This is a genomic window from Microbacterium sp. PM5 (genome assembly GCF_003293595.1).
Lineage (GTDB): Bacteria > Actinomycetota > Actinomycetes > Actinomycetales > Microbacteriaceae > Microbacterium.
Genome location: NZ_CP022162.1, coordinates 565,596 through 589,872 on the forward strand (window position 1 = coordinate 565,596; position 24,277 = coordinate 589,872).

The following is a 24,277-nucleotide window of genomic DNA, read 5'->3' on the forward strand; positions in this document are numbered from 1 at the left end:
GCACGTCCGCGTGCCACGTAGGCTGGTCCCATGACGAGAGAGGGAGCCGAGCGCACTGCGCCGGCTCCCTCTTCCGCGTCCCGCCCGTCGCGCGCGAGCCGGGGCGCCGGCCGCGTCGACGTGAGGGCGTGGGCCGGCGGCATCCGCTTTTCCGCGTTCACCGTGATCATGCTGGGGCTCGTGGTACTCGCCGTCTTCACATTGGTGCCCACGGTCGGCACCTACCTCGGCCAGCGCCAGCAGATCGCGGCTTTGGCGCACTCCGTCCAGGTGAGCGAAGCAGATGTCGCGACACTGCAGCAGCAGAAGGATCGGTGGAACGACCCTGCCTACGTGAGCTCCCAGGCGCGGGAACGGCTGTATTACGTGCGCCCCGGCGAGGTCGTCTATCTCGTCGACAACGACCTTCCGGCAACGGCGATGCCCCCGTCGCAGGCGGCCGTCAGCGCGCAGGTACAGGAGACCCGCACCGATTGGATGGCGCAGCTCGTGCGCTCGGTGGCCGGCGCCGGGCTCGCCCAGACGGCGGCGGTGCCGCCGGTCGCGCCCACTCGCTGATCAGCAGTCGGTCAGCCCGCCCCGGTACCCTTGACGGGTGCCGCATCCCGCTCTCAGCCCCGCCTCCGCCGCCGACCTCGAGGTCATGCGGGTCCAGTTGGGACGTCCGATGCGTGGCGTCGTCGGCATCGCCGCGCGTTGCGTGTGCGGCAACCCGACGGTGGTCGCCACAGAACCGCGGCTCCCCGACGGCACGCCGTTTCCGACGTTCTACTACCTGACCCACCCCGGCGCGACGGCCGCGATGTCGGCGCTGGAAGCGAACCAGGTGATGCCCGAGTTGGCCGCCCTGCTCGCCGACGACGAGGACATCGCCGCCGCCTATCTCGCGGCGCACGAGGCGTACCTATCCGACCGGGCGGTGTACGGCGACGTGCCGGAGATCGCGGGCATCTCCGCGGGCGGGATGCCGACACGCGTCAAGTGTCTGCATGCCCTCGCGGGGCACGCGCTGGCCGCCGGAACCGGGGTGAACCCCATCGGCGACCTCGCGCTCGCGCGCGCCGACTGGTCGCCCGAGCGCTGCACCTGCGCCGATCCGCGGAGCGCGGTGTGAGCGCTCGCCGTCGGCGTCTCGTCGCCGTCGTCACCGCCGTCATGATCGGCCTGGGCGGGCAGGCGGCGGCGGGTGCGGCGAGCATTCCCGCGGTCGCCGTCGCCGCGGGCGACCCTGCCTCGGCGGCCGTCGCCGCTGGCGGCCCTGCCCCGGCGGCTCTCGCCGGGCCGTCGGCCCTCGCCGCGACGGCACCTCCTCCGGGAACGGGCGATCCCGCCCGCGCGGCGGAGTACTGGCTCGACGAGTACGGCATCCGGCAGGCGTGGCAGACCACCCGCGGCAAGGGGGTGACGATCGCTGTCATCGACACCGGCATCGGCCGATCCCCGGTCGAGTTCTCCGGTGCGGTCGTCGGGGGAGCGGACTTCTCCGGAGCCGGGTCGTCGGACGGGCGCACCCCGGTCGGGGCTGTCGATGCCAACCACGGCAGCTGGGTGGCCTCGTTGGCGGCCGCCCGCGGAACCGGTGCCGACACTGGGATGATCGGCGTCGCCCCCGAGGCGAATCTGCTCTCGCTGTCGATCGGATTCGGCGCGGCATCCTCGGTGCCGTTCGTGCAGCAGGTCGCCGATGCGATGAAGTGGGCCGTCGATCACGGCGCCGACATCATCAACCTCTCGTTCACGACGAATACCCTGACCTGGGACCCGTCGTGGGACGATGCCTTCCAATACGCGTTCGACCACGACGTCGTGGTCGTGGTGGCCGCCGGAAACAAGGGCAGCGGTACCGAAGAGGTGGGCGCGCCGGCGACCATCCCCGGGGTGCTGACCGTCGGCGGTGTCAACCGTGCCGGCACTGCCAGCGAACAGGCCTCGACGCAGGGCATCACCATCGGCATTTCCGCGCCGAGCGAGCAGCTGCTCGGCGTCTCCGCCGACGGGCAGCTCGTCGTCTGGGACGGGACCAGCGGGGCCGCGCCCATCGTGGCCGGCATCGCGGCGCTCGTGCGTTCGGCTCACCCCGACCTGGATGCCGACAACGTCATCAACCGCATCATCAAGACGGCGCGGCCCGCCGCCGCGGCGACCAAGGTGCCCGACGAGAAGTACGGCTACGGGCTCATCGATGCGAACGCGGCGGTGAGCGTGTCGGTCGCAAGCGTCAACAGCAACCCGATGGGAAGTCTGTCCGACTGGATCCGGCTATACCGGCGCGCCGACGCCGGTCCCCAGCCCACCCCGACCTCCTCGCCCGTCACCATCGAACAGCTGCCGGCGGCCGAGACGCTGGATCGACGTTCCCCGCTGCTGCCGAGCGTCGACACCCTCCTCTACGGCACCGTGCCGCTCGTGGGGGTCACCCTGACGGCTATACTGGTCGCGCTCGGTGTCACTGCTGCTGCCCGGCGCATCAGATCGGAGCGCGCACCTCGTACTCCGAGCCGTTGATTCAAGGAGTGCTTCCACCTGTGACTCACACAGAGACCAGCACGGCCACGCGTGCCGTGCCCAAGATCCTCATCGTCGGTGGCGGTTACGCCGGCTTCTACACGGCGTGGAAGCTCGAGAAGCACCTGCGCAAGGGTGAGGCCGAGGTCACGATCGTCGACCCGCTGCCGTACATGACGTACCAGCCCTTCCTGCCCGAGGTTGCGGCCGGTGAGATCGAAGCTCGTCACGTCATCGTGGGCCTGCGTCGGCACCTGAAGAAGACGCGTGTCGTCACCGCCAAGGTCACCGGCATCGACCACGCCACCCGCACGGCCACCATCACGCCGGCCGAGGGCGACGCGTGGCAGGAGAGCTACGACCAGATCGTGGTCACCGCCGGTGCTGTCTCGCGCACCTTCCCGATCCCCGGCATCGCCGAGAACGCGATCGGCCTGAAGACCATCGAAGAGGCCGTCGCCGTCCGCGACCGCATCCTCACCAACTTCGACCGTGCGGCGAACCTTCCCGCCGGTCCCGAGCGCGACCGCCTTCTGACCGTGGTCGTCGTCGGCGGTGGCTTCGCGGGCATCGAGGTGTTCGCGGAGACCCGCGCTCTCGCCTCTTCGCTGCTGAAGGACTACCCGCAGCTCCGCTTCGAGGACACGCACTTCCACCTCGTCGAGGCCATGGGACGCATCATGCCCGAGGTGTCGCTGAAGACGAGCGAGTGGGTGCTCAAGGACCTCGCCAAGCGGGGCGCCAACGTGCACCTCGACACGCAGGTCACCGGCGCCGTGGACGGCAACGTCGAGCTCTCGACCGGCGAGGTCATCCCGACCGATCTCATCATCTGGACCGCCGGCGTCATGGCCAACCCCACCGTCGTGCGCGGCAGCGACCTGCCCGTGGAAGAGCGTGGACGCATCCGCACCCGTGCAGACCTGCGCGTCGGCACGGCGGACGAGGTCGTCGAGGGCGCGTGGGCGGCCGGTGACGTATCCGCCGTCCCGGACCTCACGGGCAAGGGCGTCGGCGGCTATTGCGTCCCCAACGCGCAGCACGCCGTCCGTCAGGCCAAGCTGCTCGCGAAGAACCTGGTGGCCGTCCTCCGCGACGAGCTGCCCCGCGAGTACATCCATCACAACCTCGGTGCCGTCGCCGGCCTGGGACTGTACAACGGTGTCTTCCAGTCGCGAAACATTGCGCTCAAGGGCTTCATCGCGTGGTGCGCGCACCGCGGCTACCACGGCCTGGCGATGCCCTCGTGGGAGCGCAAGTGGCGCGTGATCGGCGACTGGTGGCACAACTTCTGGCTCCGCCGCGACAACGTGTCGCTGCAGACCGTCCAGAACCCGCGCTACGTGTTCGAGGAGTTCGCCTCCCGCCCGCGTCCGGCGGCCCCGGCCGCCGCGGCGCCCGCGCCGGCGATCGACCCGAAGTCCGTCGTCGCTGAGAAGACCGATTCGACCGAGGCCAAGGTCGAGGAGAAGGCCACGGCCGCGAGCTGAACAGGGCTGCAAGTCTGACGACACGAGACCCCCACACCGCCGCGGCGGTGTGGGGGTCTCGTGTCTCCGGCGTCGCTACCCTGGTAGCGGGCCCCCGTAGCCCAATGGCAGAGGCAGGCGACTTAAAATCGCTTCAGTGTGGGTTCGAGTCCCACCGGGGGTACGCAGAGCCCTTGCAATCACTGGCATCAGGCCCCCATCGACTTCGGTCGGTGGGGGCCTTCTCGCTATTTACTCGCTGTTTTGCCGAACGCATCGAGCGCTGAAGTCGCATCGGGACCGGCGTGCGCGGGCTGGATGTAGTGCTTCCGCGTGACCATCTCGGACGCGTGGCCCAGCTGGTCGCGTGCGGCTTCGACGCCGAGCTCGTCGCGCAGCAGCGTGGCCACGGCCTTGCGCAACGCTCGAGGGGTGACCTCGGCGTAGGCGGTGCCGGCGAGGGCGTCGCGCCAGTTGCGGCGGAGGTTGTGCGGCCAGCGCAGGGTGCCGGTCGCCGAGGGGAACACCCACTCGCAGTACGACTCAATGCGCCGACGCAGCAGCACGTCGAGCGCGTACTGGGGGAGCTTGAGCTCACGGCGCGACGTCTCCGTCTTCGGATGCTCTTGGCGGAAGATCTTCCCGTCGGCGGCGATCGCGACCGTGCCGGTGATGGTGACGGTGGCGGGGGTGCTGTCGAGGTCGACGTCGTCCCAGCGCAGCGCGAGAACCTCCGCCGTGCGGGCGCCGGTGGACGTGTAGAGCGAGAAGATGTCTCCGAGGTCCGCTGCCCTCTTCGCGCCGCGCTTGTCGGGTGTGGCGTCGTACGCGCGCATGAGCGCCTGCATCTCGAGCACGGCTGTGACGTCGGGAGCGACGATCGGCTTCTTCGCCTGCACGATACGTCCCGCGTCACGCACGGGGTTCGATCGGATGGCTCCGTGGCGGACGGCGATCGCGAACGTGTGCTGCAGGACGGTGCGCGCGGTCTTCGCGGTGCCTGGTCCGTGGTTCGCGGTGACAGCCTTGAGGAACCGGTCGACGCGCGGAACGGTTGCCTCGCTCAAGCGGACGCCGCCGAAGCCGTCGGCGACGATGGTGTCGATCACGGCCTTGTATCGCCGGAGCGATCCGATGGCGAGAGTCTGCGTCTCGGGTTCGTCGAGCCACTTCTGCGCTGCCTGCTTGATCGTGGAGTCTCCGGTGAGGTCTTCCCCGGCGGGAGCCAGGCGATCGCGGATCGCGCGCTTCAGGTTGCGCTCCGCCTCGGCAGGCGTCACGCCCTGCCGCTGCATCTTCCTGGTGACGCCATCGGAGTCGCGGAAGTAGGCGACGGCCGTGGGCTTCCCCCCGACGCTCGTGCGGCGGATCTTGCCCCATGTTTCGAGGTCGAGTGGTGGACGCGCCATCATGCGACCTGTTCTCTGTGGGCCCACTGCCCTGCGCCTTCGCGAGGCTTCACGTAGACGGTGTCACCGATGCGGAGGAGAACCCTTTGGTAGGCCTCCACAATGCTGCGGACGACTCCGAGCTCATGCGCTACCGCCCCCGGGTGACCGTTGTAGATGAACTCAGCTCGCCTGTACGCGTCAAGATCGATGAGGCGTAGCGCCGCCCATTCGTCCGCGCGGCGCTCCTGTTTGGCATTGACGGGTCCAAACATACTCGGCTCATCACCAAAGACTGCGTGCGCGCACTCGTGCGCGAGGACAGATAGGTGCAGCCGTTCGGTCATCCCCGGGCGCAGGCGGATGAGTCGGCGTTGATGGATGTACTCGCCGTCCCGATCGCGTTTCAGGGCCGTGCACTCGACGCTGACGCCGATCTCTTCCAGCATCTCGAGCAGCGTTGCTTCAGGGTGCATCGGAGTCCTCTCCGCTGTCGGCATCTCGTGGACGTGCGGCAGCGGGAACATCCTTGCGGGCACGTCTGACACGGCGGCGTGGTTCCAGCGGAGTCACTGGCGCGACGTCCTGCTCGATGAGTGTGCCAACGGACGCCTCACGAAGGATGAGCTCAGCGTCGCACCGGAGGGCGCGCGCGATGTTCTCAATGTCGTTGAGGTCGAATGGACGATCACCACGCATGCGCGTGTGGAACGTGTTCGCGGGGATTCCGCTGCCCTCAATCAGCGCTGCTTTCGTCATGCCGAGTTCTTGGCGACGCGCATCGATGATCTCGTTGACACGCCGTGCAAAAGAGAGCGCCGGCCCCGTCGGTTTCTGTCCCATGCAGGAGAGAGTACCGATTTGGGGTAGGAAATAACAACTTTCTCCCGAAATGGGTTGCTGAACGCTACCCAAATAGGTAGTGTCTCCGCCATGACAGGAGCAACTACCGGATTGAGTAGCAGGGTCAGCCGCGCTGTTCGCGCTGAACTCGCTCGCCGCGGCAAGAGCGGGATGGACCTGATTCCCATCCTTGAGCTCGGGCGCAATGCCATCTACGACCGGCTGAACGGCAAGACAGCGCTGGACGCCAGGGAGCTCGAGAAGATCCTCGTCTTTCTCGGGATCAGCATCGACACGCTCCTCGCTTCCGCGGCGCTCGATACGCCCGAGGCGGTGGCGTCATGACCGCTCAGGTGGCCGTCGAGCGTCGTGGTCCGGTGCTGACGACGGATCGGGCAGCGGAGTACATCGGTGTCTCCACGTCGACGCTGTACACGTTCGTGTCGCTCGACGCTCGCCGGCCAGAAGGGGCGCCCCGGCGGGGTCCGAAGGCGTTCAAGCAGGGCAAGAAGAACGTGTTCTACCCGGTCGATCTGGATGCGTGGCTCGCTGAGCACGTCACTGATCCGGAGGCGCAGTCGTGATCGCCGTGGTGCTGGTTATGGCCGGTCTGGTGCTGCTCGGGGTGGATGCGGTGGATCTGTCGTTCTGCGGACTGTCGATCGTCGCGGTGCTGCTGATGGGTCTGGGCCTGTGGGTGGGTGGCGCGTTCGACCGTGCGACGTGGGTCGGTGATGAGGCGACGAACGCGTATTGCGCGCGGGTGGATCAGGAACTTGACCGTGCTGAACGGGTGCGGGTGGAAGCGATGAGGGAAGGACAGGACTGATGACAGTGACGGCGGCGGAGGCACGCCCTGTGATCACGCTCGAGGTGGCGCGGCATGTGCTCGCGTTCCTCGGGGACAAGAACTACGGCCTGGATGGTGGGTTCTTTTTCAACCAGCTGATGCGGCTGATCGATGCCGGTGATGCGGTGAATCGGGAGAAGCTGCGGAACGAGTTCCCGGTGGAGGTTCATGCGCTGTTGTCGGCGCGTCGGCTGGGTGTGGAGTTCCTGCGGGCGATCGTGAAGGCCGATCTGGATGCGCGTGAGCGTGGCCTGGACTTCGGTGCGGCGGTGGCGTCATGAGCGCGGCCAGCTGCCGTCACTGGATCGGTACTGACGCGAACGGTCACGTCTGTGGTGCGCCGGTGGAGGCGCTGAACCTGTGCGTGAAGCACTACGAGCTTGCCAAGGCGAAGATGCGGCGGGAGATCGATTCCCGGCAGGAGCGTCATGACCGGGTTGAGGCGGCGTGGCGTGAGCGGAACGCTCGGAAGGCGCCAGCGTGGCGTGCTCAGTTGGAGCAGGCGGAGCGGGAGTACGCGCGCCGTACACAGTCGGTCGTCGCGGATCGTGCGGCGGTGGGCGGGGCGATGCATCCGTCGATCGTGCGTGCGCAGCGCTCGGTGTTGGCGGATTCGAACGTGGCTCGTGTGGTCGAGCTGGAACGGATCATCGGTCGGTTGAAGGGTGACTTGGCGCGCCTGAAGGGCGGTGCGTCATGAGCGAGTTCATCGCATCCAATGGCGTCCCCGTCATCCCGGATCGTCACGGCGGCTACCAGTTCGTTCGTGAGCCATTCCAGTTTGGCAATCTCACCGGCATCACCGCTGATGCGGCGGAAGCACTTCGTCAGTTCTTCCAGAAGGAGGAGGACGACCGCCTCGGACGGTGGCGCTGGCCAGCAAATCCCGACTACGTCGTCTACGCGCTCGGTGCCGAGCGGGACGGGTGGCGCGTCGTCAACGAAGCCACCGGTAACCACCACTTCTACGCGTTCCGCACTCACGCGATGGTTGGCAGCAGCCAGTATGCGGCTGCCGCCCGCGCGTTCTTCGGTGCTCACCCGGAGCCGAAGCCGTGGCATTCCGCTAAGCCCGGTGAGGGCTGGCTCCTGACGATCGATGGTGAAGAGCGGGTCGCTGTGCGTGGTGCCGTCGAGGATTTCGTTCACGAGAAGGGCGTCACGCCGTGGAGTAGCCCGACGATCACTTCTGGTCGTCGCATCTGGCCGGAGGTGGCGTCGTGAGCGCCCGTACGGAGGCCGTGGCGCAAGTTGAGGCGCCGTTCCCGCCCTTCCCCGCTCGTCGGGCTGTGAGCGGTCCTGTGGTGGCTGTGGTGCGTGTGCCGGCTGCTGACCGTGTCGTGCGTGCTGTGGCGTCGGTGACGGGTGTGAGCACGCTCGCGCTGGCTGTCCTCGGATGGGTGGTGGTGTCGTGGCCGCTCTGATCGTGTGCTCGCGTCGTGGTGAGGCTGTGGTTCGTGTTGAGACGCAGGAGGAAGCGGAACGGTATCAGCGGATCTTGAAGGGTGAGATCCGTCCCGCTGATGGCGGTGAGCAGTCATGACCCGGTTCATCGGCATCGACTATTCGACGACCTCGTGCGGTATCGCGATCGTCGAAGCGGGGCACTGGCAGACGTTCACGGTGAAGTCGAAGCCCACCAGCGGGGGACTGTCCGCGTACTACGCGCGGATTCAGGACCTCGGGTACGACATCGTCGCGACCCTCGACCTGCGCCTCGGCGACGTGATCGGGATTGAGGGTCTCGCGTTCGCCGGCCGCGGCTCGTCGGTCGACCGTCTGCATTACGCGTGGCATCGGACCGTCGAGTTCCTGACGAAGGTGAACCACGCGGAGCCGCTGGTCGTCACGACGAACCAGGTGAAGCAGCTCGCGACGGGGAAGGGCAACGCGGACAAGGATGCCGTGCTGCTCGCGACGGAGCGTCGTCTGCCGCAGGCGGACGTGAACGGAAATGACGAGGCCGATGCGGTGTGGATCGCGGTCGGCGCATCGATTCTCGCCGGCACGCCGGTGATTGACCTGCCCGCGGCGCACATGCCGAAGGCGTTCACGAAAGGACTCTCATGACTTCCACGATTCATGGTGCACGCGCTGACCTCGAGGCCCGTGCCGGCGCCTCCGATCAGGACCGTGCCCGGTGGCTCGCCGAACGGCGTACGGGTGTCACCGCGACGGAGGTTAGGGACCTCGCTCTGGGGAAGCTGCGCGCGCAGGATCTCATCGATCTGAAGCTCGGGCGGAAGGTCGACGACTTCACCGGCAACGCGTACACGAAGTGGGGCAAAGAGCGTGAGGTGATCATCGCCGCGGACCTGCGTGGTGTGGGGATCGAGCCGGAGACTCGCGTGTTCCACCACGCGGAGAACTCGCGTCACCTCGCGTCCCCGGACGGGGTGGGTGTCGGGTTCGACGATGAGCTGCTCGTCTCCGAGATCAAGACGTGCGGACACGCGCTGCCGATCGGGTCTGTGGAGCTGGACGAGAAGGGGTACCTGCTGCAGGTGCAGTGGGTGATGCACGTCACCGGTGCGGTGCGGTGCCTCCTAGTCGTCGAGGAACGCATCAGCGTTGCTGGCGGGTTCGTGCCGGGGCCGCGTGCGGCGGACTGGGTTGACCGTGACGAGCAGGTCATTGCGGGGCTGGTGGAGCTCGCTGACGGGTTCCTCGCGGAGCTGGATGCGCAGCGTGAGAACGGTGCTCCGGTGATCGATGAGGTGGTCGACACGCACGCCGTGAACTACCTGCGGGGGCTCGCGGCGGAGAAGGAGGGGCGTGCGTTGAAGGAGTCGGCGTACGCGGCTCTGATCGCTGCAGGGGTGTCGCAGGAGTCCCCGCTGGCGCGGGTGACGTTCACGCCGGGAACGCCCGGCGGTGAGTTCGACGACGTGGTGATCGATCTGGATGCAGCGGCTGCGGCTCACCCGAAGGAGACGGCGGCGCTCGAGCGTGCGAAGGCGCGAGTCGTGAAGTTGCAGGCGGAGTGGGATGCCCTCGCTTCGGAGCACAAGAAGACGGTGAAGGCGGTCGCGAGTGGTTCGAAGCCGAGGGTGACGGTCACGGCCGGGAAGGGGATGAAGAAGTGAGCACTGCGTTGGCGCTCCCGACCACGGGGGATCAGAACCAGTGGACGCCGCAGGAGGCTGCTCTCGTCGAGGCAGCTGGGCTGGTCTCGGGGCCGGCGAACAACAAGCGGCTTGCGCCGCGGCCGGTGGTGGAGGCGTTCCTCGCTCACTGCCATCGGACCGGTCTGGATCCCATCGCACGTCAGATCTACGCGATCGAGCGTGGCGGCAAGTGGGGCATTCAGATGTCGATCGACGGGGCCCGGTTGGTCGCGGAACGGTCGGGGGAGTACGAGGGTCAGACGCCTGTTCAGTGGACCGCGGACGGTGTGACGTGGGTGGACGTGTGGCTCGATGAGACGAAGCCTCCTGCGGCTGCTCGGGTCGGTGTGTATCGGCGGTCGTTCCGTGAACCGTTGATCGCGGTCGCGACGTTCAAGGCGTACAGCGCGGGTGGGCAGATGTGGTCGAAGATGCCTGCGTTGATGTTGGGGAAGTGTGCGGAGGCGCTCGCGCTTCGGAAGGCGTTCCCGCAAGACCTGTCGGGCTTGTACACGTCCGAGGAGATGGATCAGGCATCCGCGCCCGCCCAGGCGGGGAACGCGCCGCAGGCAGACGCACACGGTCGCTCAGAGCAGGTTGCGGAGGTGCGGGCGCCACGGAAGGACTGGTTGGCGCTCGCGAACGCTGCGCGGTCTCGTGCGGAGTTGCGGCCCGTGTTCCAGGAGGCGTCCGCGGCGGGTGATCTTGACGTGCAGATCGCTGATGGTCGCACGTTCAAGCAGTACCTGTGGGATCTGCGGGCGACGCTGCCGGAGGAGACGCCCGTTGAGGATGTCGTCGATGCGGTGATCGTCGACGAGCCGGTCACGGAGTGGCCGACAGCGACGATCCCGAACGGTGACCCGTCATGAACGTGCACGTGCCGCTGGTTCGGGATGAGCACGGCGCGATTCTCGGGATCGATTACCGCCGGTCGGACCTGTCGCCGATCACCGCGCCGGGGACGCTCGCGGTGGAGTCGGTGATGCCTGGCGACACGATCCGCGTGGGGCGTGCTGAGGAGGTTGTCCTGTCGAAGGCGGGGCATGTCGGGTCGATGGGTGTCCGGTGCCGCACTGGGGCGGGTGTGGTCGTGGAGCACGAGTACGTGTCGGGCACGTACCTCGAGGTGACCGCGGTCGGTGCGTTCGACCCGGAGGAGCCGACACCATGAGCCCGCTCGAGCGTTTCCTCGCCCGCCTCGGCATCGCCCCGTTCAACCCGAGCAACGAGCTCCATGCCCTCCTGTGGGATGCGCTCAAGGACGCCGGCCATGAACCGCAGATGGAGAAGCTCATCATCACTCGCGGTGTCCTGGCGAGGGCTCACCAGGATGCGGCGGCCGCGGTCGGGGTGGCTCGGTCGAAGTACGAGACGACGCTCAAGGAGCGGAAGCGTGCCGAGATCGAGGCTGGCCGTTCCGTGTCGGCGGCGACGGTGATCGCGGATGCGGATGCGCAACCTCACCGGAACCAGATGCATGAGGCGGAAGCACTGTGGCGGGGGTTGAAGGAGCACCTGCGGACGGTGGACAAGGACATCGATAAGACCCGGTCGGATGTGGTGGATGCGCGTCAGATGCGATCGGTCGAGACATACGGGGGAGGAGCGTGATGAACGCCAAGCAGAATACCGGTCGCCTGCTCACGCTGAACACGGGCAACGACGGCACCCTCACCTACGAACAGTTCCTGGCGGAGAAGGTGGCGTTCGACCGATCGTTCGGCTTCGACGTCCGCGACGAGTGGCTGTCGCCGATCATGCGGCCCGGTCACGAGCTGTTCAAGCCGCACCAGGCCGACATCGTGAAGTGGGCCGTGAATGGCGGGCGCCGTGCGATCTTCGCCCGCTATGGGCTCGGCAAGTCGGTCATGCAGCTGGAAGCACTCCGCCTGATCGTGGAGCACGGTCCGGCGCTCGGCGGCCCGCGCGACGCGTTCGGCCGCGAGGTGCGCCGCGCGCTGATCGTCGCGCCTCTCGGTGTCCGCTTCGACATCATCCGCGACGCCCGCAACCTCATCGACCGGGAGGTCCGGTTCGTGCGCCGCACCGAGGAGATCGACCCAACGTGGTCGGGCACCTACGTGACCAACTACGAGTCGATCCGTGACCGGAAGCTCGACGTCGACCTGTTCATCGCGACCTCGCTCGACGAGGCGGCCGTGCTGCGCTCGTTCGGCTCCGACACCTACCAGACCTTCCTTCCCCTGTTCGCCGACGTGCCGTACCGGTTCGTCGCGACCGCCACGCCCGCCCCGAACCGTCACAAGGAGCTGATCCACTACGCCGGGTTCCTCGGCATCATGGACACCGGCCAGGCCCTGACCCGGTTCTTCAAGCGGGACCCCTCGAAGGCCGGCAACCTCCGCATCCATCCGCATAAGGTCCGCGAGTTCATGCTGTGGCTGAACACGTGGGCGTGCTTCATCCAACGACCCTCCGACCTCGGCCACGACGACGCCGGCTACGATCTGCCGCCGCTTGAGGTGCTGTGGGAGGAGGTCGAGGTCGGGCTGCTGTCCGATCAGGTCGAGAAGGACGGGCAGGGCGTCCTCGTCCGGTCGGGCGCGAAGTCCGCGGTCGAGTCGTCACGGGAGAAGCGGCACACGCAGGATGCGCGCATCGACCGCGCCATGACCATCGTCGCCAAGCACCACGACTGGAACTGGGAGCCCGCGGTGTACGGTCCCGTCCCGCAGATCATTCTCTGGTGCGACCTGAACGACGAGCAGGACGCGCTCGAGCGTGAGCTCGCCGACCGCGGCCTGTCGTTCTCGTCCATCCGTGGCGCGCAGTCCGACGCCGAGGTCGAGGAGCAGCTGCGCCGCTGGCTCGACGGCGAGACGTACGCGCTCATCGGGAAGCCCATGATGCTCGGCCGCGGCCTGAACCTGCAGCAGTGCTCCACGGCCGTGTTCGTCGGCGTCACCCACAAGTACGAGCAGACCGTCCAGGCCATCCACCGCATTCACCGGTTCGGACAGCTCAACGCCTGCCGCGTGCACCTGATCTACGGGGAGACCGAGAGCGACGTCCGAGACAACCTGCTCACGAAGTGGCAAGAGGACGACGCCCTCACCGACACGATGTCGCACATCCTCCGCGAGTTCGGGCTCGACGCTACGGCGATCTCCGCCGCCCTCACCCGTGCGATGGGCGTGGACCGCGAGGAACACTTCGGCCGGGACTGGAGCATCGTCCTCAACGACGCCGTCGCCGAATGGCGCGACCACGTCGACGCGGAGTCGATGGGCCTGATCGTCACGTCGATCCCGTTCTCGGGCAAGTACGAGTACTCCGCCAACTACGCCGACTTCGGCCACGTCGACGACAACGCCCAGTTTTGGTGGCAGATGGACTACCTCACGCCCAGCCTGTACCGGGCGCTCATGCCGGGCCGGATCCTCGCCGTGCACGTGAAGGACTTCCCCGTTCCCGGGTCGCGCACTGGCGCCGGCGTCTACACGTTCGACACCCTCCACGCTGAGGCGATCGCGCACTACATCGGCCACGGGTTCGACTACTTCGGGATGATCACGGTCACCACCGACGTCGTCCGCGAGAACAACCAGACCTACCGGCTGTCGTTCTCGGAGATGCTGAAGGACCACTCGAAGATGGGCGTCGGCGCACCGGAGTACGTGCTGATCTTCCACAAGCCGCAGACCGACCGCTCCCGCGGCTACGCCGACCTCCCGGTGCAGAAGCAGAAGACGGCCTACTCGGTCGGGCAGTGGCAGATCGACGCGGCCGGCGAGTGGCGCACGGGCGGCGACCGCCTCCTGTCCGGCGACGAGCTCGCCGCGCTCGACGTCGGCACCCGCTCGAAGCTGTTCACCGCACAGTCCGAGCGCACCGTGTACGACTACGACGCGCACGTCGCCCTCGCCGACCGTCTCGCCGCCCGCAACGCCCTCCCCGGCACGTTCGCCTCCCTCGTGCCCGGCTCGTGGCGGGACGACGTGTGGACCGACGTGCTCCGCATCGACACCCTCAACAGCGAGCAGCGCCGCCGCGAGGTGGAGGCGCACATCTGCCCGTTCCCTCTCGACATCCCCCGCCGCCTGATCGGCATGTACTCCAACCCTGGCGAGCTGGTCGGTGACCCGTTCTCAGGGCTCGGCTCCACGGTCCTCGAAGCGGTCCGTCAGGGCCGGAAGGGGTTCGGGACGGAGCTGAACCCGGTTAGCGTGGCCGACTCGGTCGTCTACCTCACCCGCCACGATCACGAGGCGAACGCTCCCACCTTGTTCGATCTGCTCGATCTGGAGGCGGATGCAGCATGAGCGCCGAGTTCACGCCGAAGCAAGTCCGGCACCTGTTCTTCGACCGGGAGGAGCAGCGGTGCTTCTTCTGCCGGCGGTTGTTGTCGTTCGCCCTCCGAGGATCCGTTCTCGCGGGCGGATGGTCGCTGCATCACCGGAAGGGCCGCGGCATGGGTGGTACGCGGGAGCGGATGACCTGCGCGCACGGTCTGATTCTCTGCGGCACTGGGACAACCGGATGCCATGGGTGGGTCACCGAGCATCCGAAGGAAGCGTTCGAGTACGGCCTCTGCGTGCCGAAGAACGCGACGACGGCTGAGTACCAGCCCCAAAACGTCAGGGTCCGTGATCGTGCGGGCTCTTGGTTCCTGCTGACCGAGAACGGTCGAGCAGTCGAAGTGGAAGGACCGAACCGATGAGCAGGGCCGAGGGATTCGCGGCGGTTCCGAACTGGATGATTCGGGATCGTTCTGTGCCGCGGAACGCGATCCTCGTCTACGCGTCGCTGTCGTCGCGAGCGGGGATGGGAGCGATCTTCCCTTCGCAGGCGACGATCGCTGAAGAGGCTGGGCTGAGCGAGCGCACAGTGCGGACCATGCTCGGGAAGCTTGAGCAGATCGGTGTGATCGAACGCCGATCCCGTCGTGGTTCGGAGGGACGTTCGAACAGCAAGACGGACGGGTACACGCTGCACCCGAACGGCATCGTCGAGGAACCGGCAAATATTGCCGGTCGGTCTGAGCGACCGGCAAATGGAGGCCGAGCGACCGGCAACCAGCAGCAACTCACACTCCTTATAGAGGTAGATAGAGAAGAGGTAGATAAAGACTCTGTCGCCTTCGACGATTTCTGGTCGATCTGGCCTCGGAAGGATGCGAAGAAAGCAGCATCAGCCGCCTGGGACCGAGCCGTGAAGCGCGCCGACGCGCAGACAATCCTCGATGCTGCCAACGCGTACGTAGCTTCCCCGAACAGACCGGAGAAGCAGTACGTCCCGCACGCGGCGACGTGGCTGAACGGTGACCGGTGGGATGACCCGCTGCCCGAACGCACCGGAAAGCTCTCGACACTCGACCTCGGTCGTGCCGCTGACGCGTTGCTGACTGATCGCTCCGGGATGCGAGCGCTGTCATGATTGCCCGTGAAGCGAACATCCTGCTGTTGAAGATCAACGCGCGGGACAAGTTCCCCCGGTGGACAACACCCGAGGATCTCGCGTTCGCTGCACGCGAGTGGGCCGAAGACCTCACCGATGTGACGCTGGACGATGCGCTCGTCGCGATGCGTGAGCACTACGCCACCTCGAGCGAACGGATGACGATCGCCGATGTGATCGCCGGCTGCCCGATCCGTGACTCCTCATGGGCGGGGAACGTCACCGAGCTGCGTCTCGCCCGCGACACCCACACGCTCCCGCCTGGGGGTGATGACGTTGCCTGACGCTGAACGGTACGTGCTCGGCGCGATCATGCTGTCCCGGACCGCTCTGGATGAGGTGTCGGAGATCCTCACACCGGGTGACATGTCGGTGCCGGCGCACGAGACGATCTACACCGCGATCCGTGCCCTGCACGATGCGGACCACCCGACCGATGTTGTCGCGGTGACGGATGAGCTGCTGCGGCAGGGGGCGCTCGTCGGGAACCTGGACGCCGCGTTCCTCCACACCCTCACAAGCGATGTCCCGACCGCGGCGAACGCGGCGTACTACGCGCACATGGTGAAGTCCGCGTCGAAGCGGCGGAAGGTCCGTGAGGCGATCAGCCGCGCTGCGGCCGCCGCGGATGATGACACGGTCACTGCGGATGATGCGCTCGAGATCGCCCGCGCCGCGTTCGATGAGGTCGATGCGGACACGTCCCGCGGTGTGGAAGCGATCGGCGACTGGTACCTGGACTTCCTCGGCAGCCTGGGGGAGAAGCCGTCGTACACGCCGACGCCCTGGTATGACCTGAATCAGCTGATCTACGGGTTCCGCGACGGTGGCATGTACGTCGTCGCCGCGGACACCGGCAACGGGAAGACGATCGTCGCGTTGCAGATCGCCCGCGCGCTCGCCGCGGAACGGCCGGTGCTGTACGTGTCGCTCGAGATGGGGCGGGATGAGATCGCGGCCCGGTTGGCGGCGCAGACGGGGCAGGTGTTCCTCGGGTCGATCAACCGTCACCAGCTCGCGGATTCGGATTGGCGGGCGTTGAACGCGCACCGGCAGGAGATTGAGCGTCTCCCGTTGTCGATCGTCACGTCGGATGAGGTTTCGACGATCCCGCAGATCAAAGCGAAGGTCCGTGCGACCGCCAGAAGGTATCGGCGGAACCCGGTGGTCGTCGTCGACTACCTGCAGCTGCTGACGTCGCACACGCAGGTGGAGAACCGGCAGCAGGAGGTCGCGGGGTTCTCCCGATCGTTGAAGCTCGCCGCTCAGCAGTGGTCGGTGCCCGTGATCGCTCTGTCGCAGTTGCGGCGTGGTCAGGCGGGGCAGAAGAAGCAGGAACCGACCTTGCATGACCTTCGCGAGTCGGGGCAGATCGCGAACGATGCGGACGTGGTGCTGCTGCTGCATCGGAAGCCGGTGAAGGCGGCGGCGGATGAGTTGAAGGTCATCGTCGGGAAGAACCGTCAGGGGCAGACGGGGGAAGCGTCCCTCGTCTTCCAGGGGCAGTTCGCGCGGGTGCTGTCGAAGTACCAGGCGAACGAGCAGATCAACTTCGAACAGAGGAGCAAGGGATGAGCATCAAGACCATCGTGGGACGTCTCGGGAACGCACCGGAGGTTCGTGCGACGCAGTCGGGGAAGACCGTCGTGTCGTTCTCGGTCGCGGAGACGAAGCGGAAGTTCGACCGGAACACGAACGAGTGGGCCGACGACTTCACGATCTGGCATGACATCGAGTCGTGGCAGAACACCGACGCGATCGCCGCCCTCACCAAGGGGGATCAGGTCATCGTCGTCGGTGAGGAGCGGGACGCATCGTACGAGCACCGTGAGACCGGGAAGACGGTCCGCCGCATCGTCGTCCGCGCGCAGTCGGTCGGTGTCGTCGTGCGGGACGGGAAGCCGCAGGGCGGACAGCAGTCGGCGGGTGCGTGGGCGCCGGCGACGCAGCAGACGGACGCATGGGCCGCTCAGGACGGGGAGCAGTTCTGATGGCCGGGGGGAGGCGTCGTACGCAGGTGGATGCGATCGACGATCTGACGGCAGTGATCCGGCTGCACACGGAGCTGCAGGCGCTCGCACTGCCGGCGGCCGTCCTCAGGCACGACGCGAAGGCGTACACGAACCCCGCCACGCAGGCGGCGGTGGATGAGAAGAACGAGCGGCGTGCTGTGGTGCGCGCCGCCCTCGGATGGGAGCACTGATGAGCAAGAAACCGCTGATGACCCACCTCGAGGCACATAACTGGTGGGCGACCCTCGCCTCCATGTGGGGATGCCTCTGGTTCGGGGTTCTCATGGCCATAGCCGTGCCCGGCCCGAAGGCTCCGGGGTTCCTCGCTTCAGCTCCGGTGGTGGTCAGTTCTGTCACGGGAGCGTTCTTCCTGGTGTGGCTTCTCCGCATCAGCTACCTGGCCGGTCGACGTCAGGGAGGGGACGAATCGTGATCCTGCAGGAGCAGAAGACGGTCGATATCGCTGAGGCGGATTGGACTGATGACGGGATGGTGGAACTGCTCACGTTCCCGACCCCGGAGGGGCACCGGACGCACATGACTCCTGGGACGGCGCGTGCGCTCGCACAACAGCTTGAAAAGGCTGCGACGGATGCTGAGATGGCCGCGGGGGATGCGGGCGTCCAGCGACGCGACAGGGCCGTACAGCACGGGTTCGACCAGGAGCCCCGATCATGAGCGGCATCGTCAAGGGTGAGATCGTCATCGCGACCGCCACGGACTACGGCACTGGGGTGCGAGCGGACTACCGCGGCCGGACAGTGCACGAGTGGGTGAGGGAGGGCGAGGAGCTCGAGGTCACCGCGACGGGGCACAAGTTGTTTCTCAACGTCCGGCGCGCGGGTGGCTCCGGTCCAGTGTTCCGGTGGCGCCGTGAGCACGTGAAGCAAGTCCGTCAGGTCGGAGTCGCACCGGAAGGAGCGATCCTGCCCGACGATCCGCGGCTCATGTGGCTGTGGGAAGACGCCTCGCGTCTCGCTGACCGGTTCGGGTTCTGCAAGGAGTTCGACCGTCTCGCCGAAGCGCTCGGCGCTCCCGGCCGCGAGCGTGAGTTCCGGATCCCCATGATCGATGAGGACGGCATCCGCATCACCGCGACGGTCACCGCGCGTAGCCGGCGCCTTGCAACGCAGAAGATCCGTGACCGGATCACGTCGTCGACGCCACTCGCGATCGGGGGAGCAGACCGATGAGCGCGCTTCTGGCTCCGGCTGAGCAGCAGGAGGTCACCCGTTTCGGCCTGTTCGACGAGGAGATCATCGCCTGGCTCGACGAGAACACTGACGCGCAGGGGTGCCTTCCGAGCGGCAACCACGACGGGCGTCTGAAGCCGTGCTCGGGCTGGGCTGAGCCTGGCGCGCATCACCTCATCCTCGCGAAGCCCCGTGCGCTCGACGAGCCGATCCCGTATCGGGGTGCTCTCGGGTTGCGTCGTCTCGATGAGGCGACCATCGCACGCATCCAGGAGGCGATCGCATGAGCATCCCTCTGAACGCGATCGACCCGGAAGCCACGTCGCTGCGTGAACGGCGCCTGTACGAGCATCACCTGGATCTGCTGGCTCCGGTGATGGATGCGATTGTCACCTCCACGGTCCCGAGCATCGCCGCATCCCGTACCGACAAGGTGTACGTCACTGGCGGTGGGTACGCGGACAACATGCGAGCCCTCGACGCGCTCATGGTGTTCGAGGGTCGCATCGTCGGCGGTGAAGTCTCGACGAACGCGACCCACCTGTGGGGGATGGTCGTCGAGTACGTCACCGCCGTCGCCGAATGGATCAACCATCCCCACCCCGACCTGAACCCGAAACCGAACCCGGACCCTCTCACCGCCCGCAGCATCGCCCTCATGACCGCAGGGTGGCTCAGCGACCGGTACGAGCAGATCAGCCGGGTTCACGAGCTCGACGAGTACCGCGATCTGCTGTTCACCGAGATCCGGCACATGCAAGGCCGGTACGGGGTCCACGCGAACCCGCGACGCCCCCGCGCCCGCTGTGCCACCTGCGGAGCCCTCGCTGTGGTCGTCACATGGGTGGATAACCCGAACGGTGGTCCGAAGCCCGTCAAAGCCGGGAGATGCAGGTCATGTGGTGAGACCTACACCGAGACAGTCCAGGCCGTCCAGCAACCCCACACGGCCGCTCACACGGTCCTATCCCACGAGTGCGACCTACTCAACCACACCGAGTGCACGTCGATGCATTGCGAATGCCCCTGCGGGCACCCACCGAAGGAGGAACCCGAAATGACCCAGACACCCGACCACATGAACGGCAGGAGCGAACGATGAGCGAGTACGTCTGCCCGGGATGCCGGGCCAACGACATGGCCGACGAGTGCTGGCACACGCCCCGCATGTGGTCGCTTGCTGAGGCACTGGCGGACGGTCTGCCCGGTGGCCCCGCGACGTGGGGAACGCCCGTCTATCGGGCGTGGGCGTTCATCGACGACGCCGAGGGGCTCGACGGCGACGTAGGCGAGCCGCCCTACCAGGTCGTCAGCTTCCATCCCGAGAAGCCGGAGCCGTACATGACCATCGGTCTGATCAATGGCCGCTACCTCTGGGCGATGCCCAACGACGAGGGAGACGTGACCGCCGAGCTGATCGGCGACTGCGGCGATCGCGTGACGATCCGATCGGGAGGACGGGAGTCATGACGCTCGAGTACGTCCGCCGCTACTACGGCGTCCCCGCGATTCGTGGCCGACGGGTGACCTACATGGGTCGCCCCGGACGCATCACGAGCGCGGACCACCGCATCCGCGTGCGCTTCGACGGCGATGAGTTCTCCTCGATCATCCACCCGACCGAAGAAGGGCTGGTCTACCTCGGAGCGTTCGGTCAGGCGCTTTGGCCCGAGACGGCCGAATGGGTGACAGCACCCGACGGTGAGGAGTTCCGCGTCGGTCAGTGCCAGGGGCACGCAGCCTGCCCGGTCGAGCGGAATGAGCACGGATGCTACGCGGATGACGGGACCAACTGCGACCATCCCGACGAGCATCCACGACCGGGTGATCCGTCATGAGCGACCACGAGCACGAGGAAGTCGGCGACGGCTCGATGCACCCGTTCGAGGATCAGAGCCGAACCTGTCGTATCTGCTGGCAGGTCTACTTCCCGAAGCCACAACCGGCCGGACGGGGGTCTGACGATGCCTGAGGCGATGCCGCGTCAACTTATCCGCCCGGTGAAGGTGCAGCCGTGTGCTATGACAACTCCGCACCTCGAGCACAGGACATGGAACTGGCCGGAGGAGTGGTGCCTCGGTATCGAGCCACTCACGGTCCACAACGAACAGGAGCAGCGATGAGCAACATCGATCTCATCTCCGCGCCCATCGGAGGGCAGTACACCTATACATCTGCGATCGAGGATGCGCTGCGGGCAGAGCTGGTTGCGGTCCGCAATGAGCGTTCCCGATGCGAGCAGGAAGCGATCAACCTGCGCCGACTACTGAACGCCGTGCTTGCGACCAAGGGAACCGATGGTGTCATCACGTTGAGTGACGAGCAGTGGGTCGGTGCGGACCTTAGCGCTGTCATTCGCACCGAGTACGACGCCCGGTACGGGGGCCGTACATCCATCTGGGCAGAGTCGGGTGATCCGTCATGAGCGGCTTTGTCATGAGCACCTGTCGAGGGTGTGCCGGCACAGGCCATGTGAGCCCGCGCTATGCGTTCGCTGGCATCTGCACGCGTTGCGGGGGCTCCGGCAACGAGCCCGCACCGAAGACCGAGAACCACACGAACGGGAGCAGATGATGCCCGAAACACCTGACATCAAGATCACAATCGATCAAGACGCACTGCGCGAGCAGGTCGCGGAACCGATCCGAACCGTGATGCGCGAGGCCGCGATGCAGCTCCGATTGGCGGCGGACGATCTGGATGGTGGCGCTTGGTGGCGCGAGCATCAGGCACTCGTGGACGCCGAGATCGCGAAGGCGCGCGCCGAGGGCCGCGCTGAGTCGGGTGATCCGTCGTGACCGGGCTTCAAGCGGCCCTGCTTACCGAGTTCTGCCACTGCTGCGCATCCGGCTGTGACTGCGGCTGCGTGCTGGACTGCCGCCTCGTTAGCCACCGTCGCGCCGCAGGCATCTCCGACGACCAGAAACCGGAAGGGCGGGAGTCATGACGCCGCACACGCAGACGATCTTACCGAATGGCAGGAGTGAACGATGACGCACGACGACGCGACCCTGACCAAGCTGCTCCGCCAAGGGTGGCGCGGCGGCACGGCGACTGACCTCATGCGCGAGGCAGCCGATCGAATCGAGCGCCTGTCGGGCCAACGTGGGTCAAGCGGTGCCGAGCAGCCGTTCTATAGCGTGCGAGCGTTCCTGCTCCAACAGGGACTCTTTGCCGGTCGTGACCATCACGACCGTGTGCAGCGGTGCGGAGAGTTCGCGAGGGAACTACTTGCGGCGATGATTCCGCCGCAACCAACCGAACCGTGGGAGTGAAGCATGAGCGACGAGGAATTGGCGGAGAAGGTGGGCCGAGCGCTCTATGCCGAGCGCCCGCTCGAACTCGATCAGGAAGGCGGCGACGACTGGGACATCCTGCCCGACGAGTGGCGTTTCGAGTGGGTCGACGCGGGCCGGGTGGCCGTTGCCGCCGTGAAGAAAGCGGGTCGCCTCACGCGCCCTCGCGTGCGCGCCCAGCAACCGGGAGGTTCGGAGTGAGCACGCGCGTCAAGACCGATGAGGAGCGCGACGAGGAAGTGGTCGAGCGTGTTGCCGCAGCGATGTGGTGGCAGGAGTTCGGCTACGACCGGGGTATCACGTGGGAGCAGCGTGTGCGGCTGGAGCTTGACCATCGCCGCGACCCGTCGTGGTCGGGGCCGGTAGCTCGGTACCGCCGCCTCGCCCACGCAGCGCTGTCGGCTATCGGTTCGGGCGAACGGGAGTCGTCGTGACTCGTCGAGCTCTCTCATCCCTGACCCGCACGGACATCGGCGCCCACCTGACCGTCACCATCCACGGCACCCCTGTCGAGGGCACTCTCCGAGCGGTCACGCACGGGATCTTCAACGACCCTCACCAGGCCCGGTACAACGTGCCCCTCGTCGGTATCACCCTGTACCAGCCGGGTGCGCATGCGACGTATTGGGCGTCACCCGACACCACCGCAGAACTCACCCACGACTGAGGACCCATGATCGACCCATTCTTCGAGGACGAGACCGAGTGGCTCACCTACCGTGAAGCGGCCAAGAAGATCGGCCGCACGAAACGGTGCATCGAGTACTGGCGCGCCCGAGGAATGGTGATGGATTGGGCGATACGCGACGGTCAACGGGTCCGCGTAGTACAACTCGGGGTGCTCCGCGCATGGTGGCGTGAGCGAATGAAGAACGACCCGACACAGCCCTACCGCATCCGCAGGGAGATCGCGCGGCAGGAAGCCGCACAGCACCGCTCAGAACAATTTCTGGAATCAGGTTGACACCCGACCGTTTTCGGACCCTACATTCAATCTCGGAACAGTCCGTCAAGGACACAGAAGCCCCGCCCACGCGCAGCGGGGCTTCTCCCGTTCCTGGCCGGTCGGCAACATCACGCTCCTCATCCCGTGGTGATCGTGCGGACCGGCCCCACCTTCTCCCGGCACGCCGCCTGACACGCGACGCACTGTCGGTGAACGCGGCAGCACTGCCGCACCTGACCCTCGGAACAGAACTCGAGGGAGCGAGCCGGGGCGGCCCTGAGCGGGCCTCCACGCCGGGACCGCCCCCGCTCGCACAGGGAGCACCACGATGAGCACACCACCCGTCGACGTCGTCGACCGTGACCGAACCCGAGTTGTCGAGGTCGCAGCGGACCGGTGCGATGCGAAAGGGTGCGGCGCGCAAGCGTTCGTGTACGCCACCTACCCGACCGGCTCACTCGCCTACTGCGGGCACCACGGGACCGCGTACCTTCCCCGCCTGTACGAGACCGCTGTGACGGTCATCGATCAACGGTTCCTGATCGGCTCATGATCCCCCACGGGTGGCGTCTGATCGCCTGCCTGATCGGCATACACGCGTGGACACGCGTCCTCGGTGTGACGACGTACGCGCAGGCTTGCAGGCATTGCGGCTGGCCCCGCACACGATAGGAGCACACCGATGCGACACCTCACCGCGGCGAAGATCGACGGCGGCTATCACTACGCCAGCCTCAGCAAGCGCGGCGGCTACCCGCTCGGGTACTGCGCCACTCACGCACCTCATGCGACTGCGGAGGAAGCGCGTGAGTGCTACGGCCGTTGGCTCCGCGACCACGTCCGTGAAGCAGGCACGACGTCGTGGACGAACTGCATGCAGCCGGAGTGCACCGCTCCCGCTCGCCGACGCTTCGAGATCGAAGGCGAGGGATACAACCTCGCTGTCTTCTGCGACGACCACGCGACCATCGAGAACGCGATCACGTGTATGCACCTCGAAGGCCCCGCCGGAGACTCCTGGGAGTCGTGATGTCGACCGCAGCTCGCAAGGCGCGTAAGCGCGCCGGCATCCCGTTCACCAAACCCGCCAAGACCCCCACCTACACGTGGGCCGACCGCGTCGAGCATCGCGGCCTCGGGTTCACGTCTCGTGCGGAGATCCTCGCCGGCATCATCATCCGAGGCGCAGCATGACCTGCCCTGTCTGCGACGCCCGTCACCTGTCGGCATCTGCTGCGATCTGGCGA

Annotated in this window: 43 protein-coding genes and 1 tRNA gene; 41 read left to right on the forward strand and 3 right to left on the reverse strand. The window is 66.8% G+C overall.

What is annotated here, in order from left to right:
* Positions 1 to 30: 30 nt before the first annotated feature.
* The 5 genes from CEP17_RS02695 (at position 31) to CEP17_RS02715 (ending at position 4,158) form a co-directional block, all read left to right on the forward strand.
* Positions 31 to 558 carry a septum formation initiator family protein gene (locus tag CEP17_RS02695; RefSeq protein WP_112931162.1) on the forward strand — a complete coding sequence of 176 codons (528 nt, stop codon included), beginning with the start codon at positions 31 to 33 and terminating at the stop codon, positions 556 to 558.
* Positions 559 to 643: 85 nt separating this feature from the next.
* Positions 644 to 1,114: a DUF501 domain-containing protein gene (locus tag CEP17_RS02700; protein ID WP_112932849.1), complete on the forward strand. Its 471-nt coding sequence runs from the start codon at positions 644 to 646 to the stop codon at positions 1,112 to 1,114.
* Positions 1,111 to 2,505, forward strand: a complete 1,395-nt coding sequence (locus CEP17_RS02705; protein WP_112931163.1) for a S8 family serine peptidase — start codon at positions 1,111 to 1,113, stop codon at positions 2,503 to 2,505. The genes CEP17_RS02700 and CEP17_RS02705 overlap by 4 nt, the downstream gene beginning before the upstream one ends.
* A 56-nt stretch (positions 2,506 to 2,561) precedes the next feature.
* Positions 2,562 to 3,995: an FAD-dependent oxidoreductase gene (locus CEP17_RS02710; protein ID WP_112932850.1), complete on the forward strand. Its 1,434-nt coding sequence runs from the start codon at positions 2,562 to 2,564 to the stop codon at positions 3,993 to 3,995.
* Between the two features lie 90 nt (positions 3,996 to 4,085).
* Positions 4,086 to 4,158 (forward strand) — tRNA-Leu (locus CEP17_RS02715).
* A gap of 64 nt (positions 4,159 to 4,222) precedes the next feature.
* On the opposite strand, the gene CEP17_RS02720 is transcribed toward CEP17_RS02715, so the two are convergent.
* Genes CEP17_RS02720 through CEP17_RS15065 form a run of 3 tightly spaced genes read right to left on the reverse strand, consistent with a single transcriptional unit; the run spans position 4,223 to position 6,205 of the window.
* Positions 4,223 to 5,383, reverse strand: coding sequence for a site-specific integrase (locus CEP17_RS02720; protein WP_204359851.1), 1,161 nt, complete (start codon positions 5,381 to 5,383; stop codon positions 4,223 to 4,225).
* Complete coding sequence (locus CEP17_RS02725; protein ID WP_162722394.1) at positions 5,383 to 5,838, reverse strand: ImmA/IrrE family metallo-endopeptidase; 456 nt, start codon at positions 5,836 to 5,838, stop codon at positions 5,383 to 5,385. The genes CEP17_RS02720 and CEP17_RS02725 overlap by 1 nt, the downstream gene beginning before the upstream one ends.
* The gene (locus CEP17_RS15065; RefSeq protein WP_162722395.1) at positions 5,828 to 6,205 is read right to left on the reverse strand and encodes a helix-turn-helix transcriptional regulator; all 378 of its coding nucleotides are present in this window, start codon (positions 6,203 to 6,205) and stop codon (positions 5,828 to 5,830) included. Before CEP17_RS15065 ends, CEP17_RS02725 begins: the two co-directional genes overlap by 11 nt.
* A 171-nt stretch (positions 6,206 to 6,376) precedes the next feature.
* On the opposite strand from CEP17_RS15065, the gene CEP17_RS15070 reads away from it, so the two are divergent.
* The 36 genes from CEP17_RS15070 to CEP17_RS15075 all read left to right on the forward strand — a co-directional run bounded on the left by CEP17_RS15070 (position 6,377) and on the right by CEP17_RS15075 (position 24,224).
* A complete protein-coding gene (locus tag CEP17_RS15070; protein WP_162722396.1) occupies positions 6,377 to 6,550 on the forward strand; it encodes a hypothetical protein in 174 nt (57 codons plus the stop codon).
* A complete protein-coding gene (locus CEP17_RS02730) occupies positions 6,547 to 6,789 on the forward strand; it encodes a helix-turn-helix domain-containing protein (protein WP_112931166.1) in 243 nt (80 codons plus the stop codon). The genes CEP17_RS15070 and CEP17_RS02730 overlap by 4 nt, the downstream gene beginning before the upstream one ends.
* Positions 6,786 to 7,034: a hypothetical protein gene (locus tag CEP17_RS02735; RefSeq protein WP_112931167.1), complete on the forward strand. Its 249-nt coding sequence runs from the start codon at positions 6,786 to 6,788 to the stop codon at positions 7,032 to 7,034. Before CEP17_RS02730 ends, CEP17_RS02735 begins: the two co-directional genes overlap by 4 nt.
* Before the next feature lie 29 nt (positions 7,035 to 7,063).
* Entirely contained in the window at positions 7,064 to 7,336 is a 273-nt protein-coding gene (locus CEP17_RS02740) for a hypothetical protein (protein ID WP_112931168.1), read from the forward strand.
* Positions 7,333 to 7,755: a hypothetical protein gene (locus CEP17_RS02745; protein ID WP_162722397.1), complete on the forward strand. Its 423-nt coding sequence runs from the start codon at positions 7,333 to 7,335 to the stop codon at positions 7,753 to 7,755. Before CEP17_RS02740 ends, CEP17_RS02745 begins: the two co-directional genes overlap by 4 nt.
* Positions 7,752 to 8,279, forward strand: coding sequence for a hypothetical protein (locus CEP17_RS02750; RefSeq protein ID WP_112931170.1), 528 nt, complete (start codon positions 7,752 to 7,754; stop codon positions 8,277 to 8,279). Before CEP17_RS02745 ends, CEP17_RS02750 begins: the two co-directional genes overlap by 4 nt.
* On the forward strand, positions 8,276 to 8,479 hold the full coding sequence (locus CEP17_RS15170; RefSeq protein WP_204359852.1) for a hypothetical protein: 204 nt from the start codon (positions 8,276 to 8,278) through the stop codon (positions 8,477 to 8,479). Before CEP17_RS02750 ends, CEP17_RS15170 begins: the two co-directional genes overlap by 4 nt.
* A gap of 115 nt (positions 8,480 to 8,594) precedes the next feature.
* Complete coding sequence (locus tag CEP17_RS02755; RefSeq protein ID WP_112931171.1) at positions 8,595 to 9,125, forward strand: crossover junction endodeoxyribonuclease RuvC; 531 nt, start codon at positions 8,595 to 8,597, stop codon at positions 9,123 to 9,125.
* Positions 9,122 to 10,141 carry a YqaJ viral recombinase family protein gene (locus CEP17_RS02760; protein WP_112931172.1) on the forward strand — a complete coding sequence of 340 codons (1,020 nt, stop codon included), beginning with the start codon at positions 9,122 to 9,124 and terminating at the stop codon, positions 10,139 to 10,141. Before CEP17_RS02755 ends, CEP17_RS02760 begins: the two co-directional genes overlap by 4 nt.
* The gene (gene bet / locus CEP17_RS02765; protein WP_204359853.1) at positions 10,138 to 11,034 is read left to right on the forward strand and encodes a phage recombination protein Bet; all 897 of its coding nucleotides are present in this window, start codon (positions 10,138 to 10,140) and stop codon (positions 11,032 to 11,034) included. Before CEP17_RS02760 ends, bet begins: the two co-directional genes overlap by 4 nt.
* Positions 11,031 to 11,336, forward strand: a complete 306-nt coding sequence (locus tag CEP17_RS02770; protein ID WP_112931173.1) for a hypothetical protein — start codon at positions 11,031 to 11,033, stop codon at positions 11,334 to 11,336. The genes bet and CEP17_RS02770 overlap by 4 nt, the downstream gene beginning before the upstream one ends.
* Positions 11,333 to 11,776 (forward strand): hypothetical protein, encoded by a 444-nt coding sequence (locus CEP17_RS02775; RefSeq protein ID WP_112931174.1) that lies wholly within the window; start codon positions 11,333 to 11,335, stop codon positions 11,774 to 11,776. The genes CEP17_RS02770 and CEP17_RS02775 overlap by 4 nt, the downstream gene beginning before the upstream one ends.
* Positions 11,776 to 14,448: a DNA methyltransferase gene (locus tag CEP17_RS02780; RefSeq protein WP_112931175.1), complete on the forward strand. Its 2,673-nt coding sequence runs from the start codon at positions 11,776 to 11,778 to the stop codon at positions 14,446 to 14,448. Before CEP17_RS02775 ends, CEP17_RS02780 begins: the two co-directional genes overlap by 1 nt.
* Complete coding sequence (locus CEP17_RS02785; RefSeq protein ID WP_112931176.1) at positions 14,445 to 14,846, forward strand: hypothetical protein; 402 nt, start codon at positions 14,445 to 14,447, stop codon at positions 14,844 to 14,846. Before CEP17_RS02780 ends, CEP17_RS02785 begins: the two co-directional genes overlap by 4 nt.
* Positions 14,843 to 15,562, forward strand: a complete 720-nt coding sequence (locus CEP17_RS02790; protein WP_112931177.1) for a helix-turn-helix domain-containing protein — start codon at positions 14,843 to 14,845, stop codon at positions 15,560 to 15,562. Before CEP17_RS02785 ends, CEP17_RS02790 begins: the two co-directional genes overlap by 4 nt.
* Entirely contained in the window at positions 15,559 to 15,867 is a 309-nt protein-coding gene (locus CEP17_RS02795) for a hypothetical protein (RefSeq protein WP_112931178.1), read from the forward strand. Before CEP17_RS02790 ends, CEP17_RS02795 begins: the two co-directional genes overlap by 4 nt.
* A complete protein-coding gene (locus CEP17_RS02800; protein ID WP_112931179.1) occupies positions 15,854 to 17,158 on the forward strand; it encodes a DnaB-like helicase C-terminal domain-containing protein in 1,305 nt (434 codons plus the stop codon). The genes CEP17_RS02795 and CEP17_RS02800 overlap by 14 nt, the downstream gene beginning before the upstream one ends.
* Positions 17,155 to 17,574: a single-stranded DNA-binding protein gene (locus tag CEP17_RS02805; protein WP_112931180.1), complete on the forward strand. Its 420-nt coding sequence runs from the start codon at positions 17,155 to 17,157 to the stop codon at positions 17,572 to 17,574. The genes CEP17_RS02800 and CEP17_RS02805 overlap by 4 nt, the downstream gene beginning before the upstream one ends.
* The gene (locus tag CEP17_RS02810) at positions 17,574 to 17,786 is read left to right on the forward strand and encodes a hypothetical protein (RefSeq protein ID WP_162722398.1); all 213 of its coding nucleotides are present in this window, start codon (positions 17,574 to 17,576) and stop codon (positions 17,784 to 17,786) included. Before CEP17_RS02805 ends, CEP17_RS02810 begins: the two co-directional genes overlap by 1 nt.
* Positions 17,786 to 18,028 (forward strand): hypothetical protein, encoded by a 243-nt coding sequence (locus CEP17_RS02815; protein ID WP_162722399.1) that lies wholly within the window; start codon positions 17,786 to 17,788, stop codon positions 18,026 to 18,028. Before CEP17_RS02810 ends, CEP17_RS02815 begins: the two co-directional genes overlap by 1 nt.
* Positions 18,025 to 18,273 carry a hypothetical protein gene (locus CEP17_RS02820; RefSeq protein ID WP_112931183.1) on the forward strand — a complete coding sequence of 83 codons (249 nt, stop codon included), beginning with the start codon at positions 18,025 to 18,027 and terminating at the stop codon, positions 18,271 to 18,273. Before CEP17_RS02815 ends, CEP17_RS02820 begins: the two co-directional genes overlap by 4 nt.
* Positions 18,270 to 18,788: a hypothetical protein gene (locus CEP17_RS02825; protein ID WP_112931184.1), complete on the forward strand. Its 519-nt coding sequence runs from the start codon at positions 18,270 to 18,272 to the stop codon at positions 18,786 to 18,788. Before CEP17_RS02820 ends, CEP17_RS02825 begins: the two co-directional genes overlap by 4 nt.
* The gene (locus CEP17_RS02830; protein ID WP_112931185.1) at positions 18,785 to 19,075 is read left to right on the forward strand and encodes a hypothetical protein; all 291 of its coding nucleotides are present in this window, start codon (positions 18,785 to 18,787) and stop codon (positions 19,073 to 19,075) included. Before CEP17_RS02825 ends, CEP17_RS02830 begins: the two co-directional genes overlap by 4 nt.
* The gene (locus CEP17_RS02835) at positions 19,072 to 19,890 is read left to right on the forward strand and encodes a hypothetical protein (protein ID WP_112931186.1); all 819 of its coding nucleotides are present in this window, start codon (positions 19,072 to 19,074) and stop codon (positions 19,888 to 19,890) included. Before CEP17_RS02830 ends, CEP17_RS02835 begins: the two co-directional genes overlap by 4 nt.
* Entirely contained in the window at positions 19,887 to 20,258 is a 372-nt protein-coding gene (locus tag CEP17_RS02840; protein WP_112931187.1) for a hypothetical protein, read from the forward strand. Before CEP17_RS02835 ends, CEP17_RS02840 begins: the two co-directional genes overlap by 4 nt.
* The gene (locus tag CEP17_RS02845) at positions 20,255 to 20,626 is read left to right on the forward strand and encodes a hypothetical protein (RefSeq protein ID WP_112931188.1); all 372 of its coding nucleotides are present in this window, start codon (positions 20,255 to 20,257) and stop codon (positions 20,624 to 20,626) included. Before CEP17_RS02840 ends, CEP17_RS02845 begins: the two co-directional genes overlap by 4 nt.
* Positions 20,627 to 20,907: 281 nt before the next feature.
* Positions 20,908 to 21,213, forward strand: coding sequence for a hypothetical protein (locus CEP17_RS02850; protein ID WP_112931189.1), 306 nt, complete (start codon positions 20,908 to 20,910; stop codon positions 21,211 to 21,213).
* A 148-nt stretch (positions 21,214 to 21,361) separates the two neighbouring features.
* Positions 21,362 to 21,586: a hypothetical protein gene (locus tag CEP17_RS02855; RefSeq protein ID WP_204359854.1), complete on the forward strand. Its 225-nt coding sequence runs from the start codon at positions 21,362 to 21,364 to the stop codon at positions 21,584 to 21,586.
* A gap of 192 nt (positions 21,587 to 21,778) precedes the next feature.
* Positions 21,779 to 22,063, forward strand: a complete 285-nt coding sequence (locus tag CEP17_RS02860; protein ID WP_112931191.1) for a hypothetical protein — start codon at positions 21,779 to 21,781, stop codon at positions 22,061 to 22,063.
* A gap of 3 nt (positions 22,064 to 22,066) precedes the next feature.
* Positions 22,067 to 22,285 (forward strand): hypothetical protein, encoded by a 219-nt coding sequence (locus tag CEP17_RS02865; RefSeq protein WP_112931192.1) that lies wholly within the window; start codon positions 22,067 to 22,069, stop codon positions 22,283 to 22,285.
* Positions 22,282 to 22,518 carry a hypothetical protein gene (locus CEP17_RS02870; protein WP_112931193.1) on the forward strand — a complete coding sequence of 79 codons (237 nt, stop codon included), beginning with the start codon at positions 22,282 to 22,284 and terminating at the stop codon, positions 22,516 to 22,518. The genes CEP17_RS02865 and CEP17_RS02870 overlap by 4 nt, the downstream gene beginning before the upstream one ends.
* Entirely contained in the window at positions 22,515 to 22,751 is a 237-nt protein-coding gene (locus CEP17_RS02875) for a hypothetical protein (RefSeq protein WP_112931194.1), read from the forward strand. The genes CEP17_RS02870 and CEP17_RS02875 overlap by 4 nt, the downstream gene beginning before the upstream one ends.
* Positions 22,752 to 22,757: 6 nt before the next feature.
* The gene (locus CEP17_RS02880) at positions 22,758 to 23,048 is read left to right on the forward strand and encodes a hypothetical protein (RefSeq protein WP_112931195.1); all 291 of its coding nucleotides are present in this window, start codon (positions 22,758 to 22,760) and stop codon (positions 23,046 to 23,048) included.
* Positions 23,049 to 23,358: 310 nt separating this feature from the next.
* On the forward strand, positions 23,359 to 23,583 hold the full coding sequence (locus CEP17_RS02885; protein ID WP_112931196.1) for a hypothetical protein: 225 nt from the start codon (positions 23,359 to 23,361) through the stop codon (positions 23,581 to 23,583).
* 129 nt (positions 23,584 to 23,712) lie between these two features.
* Entirely contained in the window at positions 23,713 to 24,060 is a 348-nt protein-coding gene (locus CEP17_RS02890) for a hypothetical protein (protein WP_112931197.1), read from the forward strand.
* Positions 24,060 to 24,224 (forward strand): hypothetical protein, encoded by a 165-nt coding sequence (locus CEP17_RS15075; protein WP_162722400.1) that lies wholly within the window; start codon positions 24,060 to 24,062, stop codon positions 24,222 to 24,224. The genes CEP17_RS02890 and CEP17_RS15075 overlap by 1 nt, the downstream gene beginning before the upstream one ends.
* Positions 24,225 to 24,277 lie beyond the last annotated feature (53 nt).

Coding starts and splice junctions, on each gene's coding strand:
- CEP17_RS02830 (WP_112931185.1), top strand. CDS start 18,785: ATGAGCGCGCTTCTGGCTCCGGCTGAGCAGCAGGAGGTCACCCGTTTC.
- CEP17_RS02695 (WP_112931162.1), top strand. CDS start 31: ATGACGAGAGAGGGAGCCGAGCGCACTGCGCCGGCTCCCTCTTCCGCG.
- CEP17_RS02775 (WP_112931174.1), top strand. CDS start 11,333: ATGAGCCCGCTCGAGCGTTTCCTCGCCCGCCTCGGCATCGCCCCGTTC.
- CEP17_RS02790 (WP_112931177.1), top strand. CDS start 14,843: ATGAGCAGGGCCGAGGGATTCGCGGCGGTTCCGAACTGGATGATTCGG.
- CEP17_RS02860 (WP_112931191.1), top strand. CDS start 21,779: ATGACGCACGACGACGCGACCCTGACCAAGCTGCTCCGCCAAGGGTGG.
- CEP17_RS02850 (WP_112931189.1), top strand. CDS start 20,908: ATGAGCAACATCGATCTCATCTCCGCGCCCATCGGAGGGCAGTACACC.
- CEP17_RS02795 (WP_112931178.1), top strand. CDS start 15,559: ATGATTGCCCGTGAAGCGAACATCCTGCTGTTGAAGATCAACGCGCGG.
- CEP17_RS02815 (WP_162722399.1), top strand. CDS start 17,786: ATGAGCAAGAAACCGCTGATGACCCACCTCGAGGCACATAACTGGTGG.
- CEP17_RS02810 (WP_162722398.1), top strand. CDS start 17,574: ATGGCCGGGGGGAGGCGTCGTACGCAGGTGGATGCGATCGACGATCTG.
- CEP17_RS02805 (WP_112931180.1), top strand. CDS start 17,155: ATGAGCATCAAGACCATCGTGGGACGTCTCGGGAACGCACCGGAGGTT.
- CEP17_RS02845 (WP_112931188.1), top strand. CDS start 20,255: ATGACGCTCGAGTACGTCCGCCGCTACTACGGCGTCCCCGCGATTCGT.
- CEP17_RS02825 (WP_112931184.1), top strand. CDS start 18,270: ATGAGCGGCATCGTCAAGGGTGAGATCGTCATCGCGACCGCCACGGAC.
- CEP17_RS02835 (WP_112931186.1), top strand. CDS start 19,072: ATGAGCATCCCTCTGAACGCGATCGACCCGGAAGCCACGTCGCTGCGT.
- CEP17_RS02890 (WP_112931197.1), top strand. CDS start 23,713: ATGCGACACCTCACCGCGGCGAAGATCGACGGCGGCTATCACTACGCC.
- CEP17_RS02720 (WP_204359851.1), bottom strand. CDS start 5,383: ATGGCGCGTCCACCACTCGACCTCGAAACATGGGGCAAGATCCGCCGC.
- CEP17_RS02700 (WP_112932849.1), top strand. CDS start 644: ATGCGGGTCCAGTTGGGACGTCCGATGCGTGGCGTCGTCGGCATCGCC.
- CEP17_RS02750 (WP_112931170.1), top strand. CDS start 7,752: ATGAGCGAGTTCATCGCATCCAATGGCGTCCCCGTCATCCCGGATCGT.
- CEP17_RS15065 (WP_162722395.1), bottom strand. CDS start 6,205: ATGGGACAGAAACCGACGGGGCCGGCGCTCTCTTTTGCACGGCGTGTC.
- CEP17_RS02760 (WP_112931172.1), top strand. CDS start 9,122: ATGACTTCCACGATTCATGGTGCACGCGCTGACCTCGAGGCCCGTGCC.
- CEP17_RS15070 (WP_162722396.1), top strand. CDS start 6,377: ATGGACCTGATTCCCATCCTTGAGCTCGGGCGCAATGCCATCTACGAC.
- CEP17_RS02880 (WP_112931195.1), top strand. CDS start 22,758: ATGATCGACCCATTCTTCGAGGACGAGACCGAGTGGCTCACCTACCGT.
- CEP17_RS02800 (WP_112931179.1), top strand. CDS start 15,854: ATGACGTTGCCTGACGCTGAACGGTACGTGCTCGGCGCGATCATGCTG.
- CEP17_RS02730 (WP_112931166.1), top strand. CDS start 6,547: ATGACCGCTCAGGTGGCCGTCGAGCGTCGTGGTCCGGTGCTGACGACG.
- CEP17_RS02770 (WP_112931173.1), top strand. CDS start 11,031: ATGAACGTGCACGTGCCGCTGGTTCGGGATGAGCACGGCGCGATTCTC.
- CEP17_RS02855 (WP_204359854.1), top strand. CDS start 21,362: ATGCCCGAAACACCTGACATCAAGATCACAATCGATCAAGACGCACTG.
- CEP17_RS15075 (WP_162722400.1), top strand. CDS start 24,060: ATGTCGACCGCAGCTCGCAAGGCGCGTAAGCGCGCCGGCATCCCGTTC.
- CEP17_RS02865 (WP_112931192.1), top strand. CDS start 22,067: ATGAGCGACGAGGAATTGGCGGAGAAGGTGGGCCGAGCGCTCTATGCC.
- CEP17_RS02755 (WP_112931171.1), top strand. CDS start 8,595: ATGACCCGGTTCATCGGCATCGACTATTCGACGACCTCGTGCGGTATC.
- CEP17_RS02745 (WP_162722397.1), top strand. CDS start 7,333: ATGAGCGCGGCCAGCTGCCGTCACTGGATCGGTACTGACGCGAACGGT.
- CEP17_RS02780 (WP_112931175.1), top strand. CDS start 11,776: ATGAACGCCAAGCAGAATACCGGTCGCCTGCTCACGCTGAACACGGGC.
- CEP17_RS02840 (WP_112931187.1), top strand. CDS start 19,887: ATGAGCGAGTACGTCTGCCCGGGATGCCGGGCCAACGACATGGCCGAC.
- CEP17_RS02885 (WP_112931196.1), top strand. CDS start 23,359: ATGAGCACACCACCCGTCGACGTCGTCGACCGTGACCGAACCCGAGTT.
- CEP17_RS02725 (WP_162722394.1), bottom strand. CDS start 5,838: ATGCACCCTGAAGCAACGCTGCTCGAGATGCTGGAAGAGATCGGCGTC.
- CEP17_RS02785 (WP_112931176.1), top strand. CDS start 14,445: ATGAGCGCCGAGTTCACGCCGAAGCAAGTCCGGCACCTGTTCTTCGAC.